Origin of the sequence: Aliiroseovarius sp. (assembly GCF_030148435.1) — a bacterium.
Classification (GTDB): domain Bacteria; phylum Pseudomonadota; class Alphaproteobacteria; order Rhodobacterales; family Rhodobacteraceae; genus JASBTN01.
The window spans coordinates 23,775-29,971 of the sequence record NZ_JASBTN010000010.1 but is presented as its reverse complement, the minus strand read 5'-3'; the positions used below and the strand labels follow the sequence as shown (position 1 = coordinate 29,971).

At 62.2% G+C, this 6,197-nt stretch carries 3 protein-coding genes; all 3 read right to left on the bottom strand.

Annotation, left to right across the window (positions count from 1 at the left end):
- The coding region (gene alaS, locus Q1V43_RS02315; RefSeq protein WP_300513523.1) for an alanine--tRNA ligase at window positions 1–2,215 on the bottom strand (2,215 nt) is incomplete at its 3' end.
- A gap of 129 nt (window positions 2,216–2,344) precedes the next feature.
- Window positions 2,345–3,424 carry a recombinase RecA gene (gene recA / locus Q1V43_RS02310; protein ID WP_300513521.1) on the bottom strand — a complete coding sequence of 360 codons (1,080 nt, stop codon included), beginning with the start codon at window positions 3,422–3,424 and terminating at the stop codon, window positions 2,345–2,347.
- A gap of 219 nt (window positions 3,425–3,643) precedes the next feature.
- Window positions 3,644–6,172, bottom strand: coding sequence for a PAS domain-containing sensor histidine kinase (locus Q1V43_RS02305; protein WP_300513519.1), 2,529 nt, complete (start codon window positions 6,170–6,172; stop codon window positions 3,644–3,646).
- Between the last annotated feature and the right edge of the window lie 25 nt (window positions 6,173–6,197).

Here is a 6,197-nt window from a genome sequence, read left to right as displayed (position 1 = left end):
CCACCAGCTCGCCGGGTTGCGCTTTCAGCACCCCGGCCAGTTCGGCCACGCGTTTGGTTTCCTCTTCGAGGTAGGCAAAAGCCGCCTTGCCGGTCAGCGCTTCGATCCGGCGCACCCCGGCCGAGGACGCGCTGTCGCCGAGGATCACGCAAAGCCCGATGTCACCGGTTTGTTTCACATGGGTCCCGCCGCAGAGCTCGATCGAATAGGTCTGCCCGTCCGTGCCCTTGCCGGTCGGCGCATGGCCCATCGACACGACCCGAACCTCGTCGCCGTATTTCTCGCCAAACAGCGCCTGCGCGCCAAGATCGCGCGCGTCATCCGGGGTCATGATCCGGGTTTCCACCGCCGTGTTCTGGCGGATATAGGCGTTCACCTCCATCGCGACATTGTCCAGCTCCTGCCGGCTCAGCCCCTTGTTGTGGCTGAAGTCGAAACGCAGGCGATCCGGCGCGTTCAGGCTGCCGCGCTGTGCCACGTGTTCCCCCAGTTCGGCGCGCAACGCCTCGTGGAGCAGGTGGGTGGCCGAGTGGTTGGCACGGATCGCCGTGCGGCGCAGGTGATCGACGGCCAGTTCGGCGCCCTGCCCGGCCGCGATCTCGCCCTCATCGACGGTGGCAAAATGGATGAACACGCCCGCCACCTTCCTGGTGTCCGTAACCTTGGCCGAGCCGCTTTCCGTGCGGATCAATCCGGTATCGCCAACCTGGCCACCGGCTTCGGCGTAGAAGGGCGTCTGGTTCACGACGATCTGCACCTCGTCCCCGGCGCTGGCCGTGTCCACCGCGTCCCCACCGGCGACCAGGGCCACGATCTGCCCTTCGGCATGTTCGGTGTCATAGCCCAGGAATTCGGTCACGCCCTTTTCCTCGGCCAGGTCAAACCAGACGGTCGCATCCGCCTGCTCGCCCGAACCTGACCAGGCGGCGCGCGCCTTGGCTTTCTGTTCTTCCATCGCCGCGTCAAACCCGTCGGTGTCCACGCCGCGGCCCTTTTCGCGCAGCGCATCCTGAGTCAGGTCAAGCGGGAATCCGTAGGTGTCATAGAGCTTGAATGCGGTCTCGCCGGGCAGGTTAGCGCCCTCGGGCATGTCGACCAGCTCGTCGTCCAGCAATTTCAGGCCGCGCTCCAGAGTGGCCTTGAACCGGGTTTCTTCGGTCAGCAGGGTTTCCTCGATCATCACCTGAGCTCGGCCCAGTTCAGGATAGGCCTGGCCCATCTGACCGACCAGCGCGGGCACCAGCCGGTGCATGACCGGATCCTTCGCGCCCAGAAGGTGGGCGTGGCGCATGGCGCGGCGCATGATGCGGCGCAGAACGTAGCCGCGACCCTCGTTCGACGGCATGACCCCGTCGGCCATCAGGAACGACGTGGACCGCAGATGGTCCGCGATCACCCGGTGGTGCACGTTCTTGTCGCCGAACGGATCGGTCGAGGTCGCATGGGCCGAGGCTTCAATGAGGGACTTGAACAGATCGGTGTCATAGTTGTCATGGCTGCCCTGCAGAAGCGCGCCGATCCGTTCCAGCCCCATGCCTGTGTCGATCGACTGCATCTCGAGGTCGATCATCGAGCCGTCTTCGAACTGCTCGTTCTGCATGAAGACGATGTTCCAGATCTCGATGAAACGGTCGCCATCTTCCTCCGGGCTGCCCGGAGGCCCACCCCAGATGTGCTCGCCGTGGTCATAGAAGATTTCGGTGCAGGGGCCGCAGGGACCGGTCGGGCCCATCTGCCAGAAGTTGTCATGGGTGGCGATGCGGATGATGCGGTCTTCCGGCACGCCGACCTTCTTCCAGATCTCGAACGCCTCGTCATCGGTGTGATAGACAGTAGTGTAGAGCTTGTCTTTCGGGATGTCGAATTCCCTGGTGATCAGCTCCCAGGCGAAGGGGATCGCCTCTTTCTTGAAATAGTCACCGAAGCTGAAATTTCCCAGCATTTCAAAGAAGGTATGGTGGCGCGCGGTATAGCCCACATTGTCCAGGTCGTTGTGCTTGCCACCGGCGCGCACACATTTCTGCGAAGTGGTCGCACGTTTGTAGTCGCGGGTTTCGACCCCGGTGAACAGGTTCTTGAACTGCACCATGCCCGAGTTGACGAACATCAGCGTCGGGTCGTTGCGCGGCACCAGGGGGGAACTGTCCACCACCTCGTGGCCGTTCTTGGCAAAATAGTTCAGAAAGGTCGAGCGGATGTCGTTCAGGCTGGCCATGGTCGTCTGTCTCTGATGGGCGTTCGGCTTGGTTTACAAGGGCACAGGGGCACTGTCCACAGGCTGTTGCCCCAGCCGCACAGGCAAAAAGGCCGGGCAGTTGCCCGGCCTTCGCGTAATGTTTGCCGATCAGGCTTCGACCAGCCCGTCATCATCTTCCGCCGAACCCGGCGGCATTTCGAAATCGAGCCCGTGGGCGGCGCGGATCTTGTCCTCGATCTCCAGGGCGACACGCGGGTTTTCCCTCAGAAAGGTCTTGGCGTTCTCACGCCCCTGCCCGACCCGTTCGTCACCGTAGCTGAACCAGGCGCCGGATTTATCAACCACGCCGGCCTTCACCCCCAGGTCCAGGAGTTCGCCCATTTTCGAGATGCCTTCGCCATACATGATGTCGAATTCCACCTGTTTGAACGGGGGCGCGACCTTGTTCTTCACCACTTTCACGCGGGTTGCGTTGCCGACCACCTCGTCGCGGTCCTTGATCGCGCCGATGCGGCGGATGTCCAGACGTACCGAGCTGTAGAACTTCAGGGCGTTACCGCCGGTGGTGGTTTCCGGGCTGCCGAACATGACGCCGATTTTCATGCGGATCTGGTTGATGAAGATCACCATACAGTTCGAGCGTGAGATCGAACCGGTCAGCTTGCGCATCGCCTGGCTCATCAGACGGGCCTGCACACCGACATTGCTGTCCCCCATGTCGCCTTCCAGTTCCGATTTCGGCGTCAATGCAGCCACCGAATCCACCACCACCATGTTCACCGCGCCCGAACGCACCAGCGTATCGACGATCTCCAGCGCCTGTTCACCGGTGTCGGGCTGCGAGATCAGGAGTTCGTCCAGGTCCACGCCAAGCTTGCGGGCATATTGCGGGTCCAGCGCGTGTTCGGCATCGACGAAGGCGCAGACGCCGCCCTTCTTCTGTTCCTCGGCCACGCAATGCAGTGTCAGGGTCGTCTTGCCCGAGCTTTCCGGACCGTAAATCTCGACAATGCGGCCCTTGGGCAGCCCGCCGATCCCCAGCGCGATATCCAGGCCCAGCGAGCCGGTCGAGGTTGCCTCGATCTCCGCCACCGGATTGTCGGCGCCGAGTTTCATGATCGACCCCTTGCCGAACTGGCGTTCAATCTGGGCCAGGGCCGAATCCAGTGCTTTCTGTTTATCGCTGTCGCGCTTCTTGTCCATGTCGAGCAGGTCCGCAATTGCCATTGTTTCTTCCCTTATCCCATAGCCGACCGGGGTCGGCAATGACGGCTGATGTTCTTGCCTCGTTCTCATGTTATGAGATCAATTAGAGAACATTTCAAGTAAAACCTATGAAAATCACTCTGCGTAAGAATGGTGACCAAATAGTTAACGGTTCTCTGTCCTTTTGGTATAAACGCTCCGGCGCGAGGAAATTGACCGGCTTTTTCAAGACAAATAGCGTTAGTGCAACTGGCGATGCACGGTTTCCGTAAGCTCCGACAGGGAGAAGGGCTTGGGCAGGAACACCGAATTGGGAATTCGCGCCTGGTGTTCGGCCACGCTGTCCTCGGCGTAGCCCGAGACGAAAACGACTCGCACACCAGGACGGTCCTCCAGCGCCTTGTTCACCCAGGTCGGCCCGTCCATGCCCGGCATGATCACGTCAGTCACGAAAACATCCACCTTCAGCGTGGTGTCTTCGAGTGTTTTCAAGGCTTCTTCGGCATTTTCGGCCTCCAGAACCGTATAGCCGCGCATGCGCAACGCCCGCGAGGCAAAGGCCCGCACCGGCGCCTCATCCTCAACCAGCAGGACGATCCCGCCATCAGACATCGGCTCATGGGTCGGGTTCGGCAAAACAGGTGCGCGGATCAGGTCGGCTGGAGACTGGAACCTCGGGGAGACAGAGACTTCGGGCTGTCCGTCTTTTCGTAGCCTGGCAGCGTGCGTGACGGTCGTCAGCAGCGCCGCGTCCTCCGCCCGCGGGTCGGGATCGGGGTCAAGCCTGCCGGGGGGGAGCGCCCCGGGCGTCGATGGCACCGGCGCATCTTCAGTCAGGTCGCATTTCTGGTCCGGGACCATGGGTGCGGCAGCGTGCTCAGTCTGGCCTGAAGGGGCCTGCGCGCCCGCGCCATCTTGATAGACCGGGAAATAGAGCGAGAATGTCGTCCCCTGGCCAGGCACGGAATCGACGAAAATGAAGCCGCCGGTCTGTTTGACGATTCCGTAGGCCATGGACAGTCCCAGCCCCGTGCCCTGCCCGGCGCGTTTGGTTGTGAAAAAGGGTTCGAAAATCTTCGTCAGTTTGTCCGCCGGAATACCAGTGCCCTGGTCGATCACCCGAACCGTCACATAGTCCCCTGCCGGGACGCTGGCCCTGTCCCGTTCCAGCGGCGTGTCGAGGACCACGTTGCGGGTTTCGATCCGAATCCTGCCCCCGTCAGGCATCGCGTCCCGTGCATTCACCACCAGGTTCATTAACACCTGATCCAATTGCCGCCGGTCCACACGGATCGGCAGCAAATCATTGTCGTGGCTCAAATCCAACGAGACTTTCTCACCGACCAGACGGTTCAGAAGGTGGGTCAGATCACCAAGGCTATCGGTTAGGTCGACCTTTTCCGGCCTCAGCGTCTGCTTGCGCGAGAAGGCAAGGAGCTGGCCGACAAGCGAGGCGGCGCGGTTGGCGTTCTGGTGAATCTGCGCGAGGTCGGCAAATTCCGGATCACTCTCATCATGGTTCAGAAGCAGCAGGTCGCAGTGACCCGAAATTGCCGTCAGAAGGTTGTTGAAATCATGCGCAACCCCGCCCGCCAGTTGGCCGATCGCCTGCATCTTCTGGCTCTGTACGAACTGAGCTTCGAGCGTCTTGAGCTCAGTCGCGTCATGCAGGACCGCGACCAGGGACACCCCGTTCACCTCAACCACCTGCCCCAGGGAAATCTGCAGGAACACCTCATCGTCGGGCTTGCTGGCACGCACTATCTCGGACCGGCCAAGGTGGCGGCCCGAGTTGGCCTCTCGCAGCCACTCGGATACGGGCCGCCCCAGACCTTCGACCTGTTCGGACAGCAGCGTGCCCACGGCATCCGGGTCATTCAACAATGCGCGGGCGCGCTGGTTGGCCATCTGGATGTCGCCCTCGGATCCGAGCTTGAGAAGAGGAACTGGCAACCCGTCTACTACCCCCCACTCGCCCGGCTTGACCATTGCAGTCTGCGGTTCCGGCAGAAGGTAGAGCTCCCGACGGCCGGCGGAACTGGAGATTTCCGCCACCATGGCGCGCACTGGACCCTCCTTGCCGGCCACCCGCATCACCTCCCCCGCGCGGACCGGCAGATCTGTAAACACACGGTCCAGGGTCGTTTCGCGCCCGCCCAGCAGGCGTCGCAAAGCCTCGTTCATGAACAGGATCGTGCCGGAACGCGACACGGTCATCATCGGCAGGCTGATGTTCTCACCGGTGCGCCCCGCCGGGCCACGGTCCCCCATGTCCTCGAGCCGCCAGAGATACCCGTCCTCGCCCACAAGGTGAACGGACAGGCGCATGTGGCCGCGGCGCAGCACGACATCCTCGCATGCCGAACCCTTGGCCAGGGCCTTGTTCTGCAGCCGATACAGCACCGCCGCCGGCGAGGCGAAGAGATCCCCGAAGGCGGAGGTCAGGGTTTCGCCCCCCTTTTCACCGAACCGCTCGACCGCTGCGGCATTCTGATAGCCGATCTGGCCATCCGCATCGGTGGTGAAACTGGGCGCGGCATCATGTTCGACGAAAGCAGAGACAGTCCGGAACAGTTCCCCGCGCGCATGTCGGAACCGATGAGCCAATCCGACGACCATCAGCGTCAGCGCCAGAAAAGTCCCCCCGACAAGCCCCAGCCCGATCTGCGCCAGCACCATCGGCACCGCCCAGGACGCGCCGAGAAACAGCAGCGCCAGCAACAGCAGATACCCTGCCTTGGGAGACAGGTCGATAGCGGCCTGGGTCAATGGCCGCGGAGTGAGCGCCGGGTGC

Bases quoted from the DNA above. Each gene is read 5' to 3' on its own strand.
- recA (WP_300513521.1), bottom strand. From the start codon at position 3,424: ATGGCAATTGCGGACCTGCTCGACATGGACAAGAAGCGCGACAGCGAT.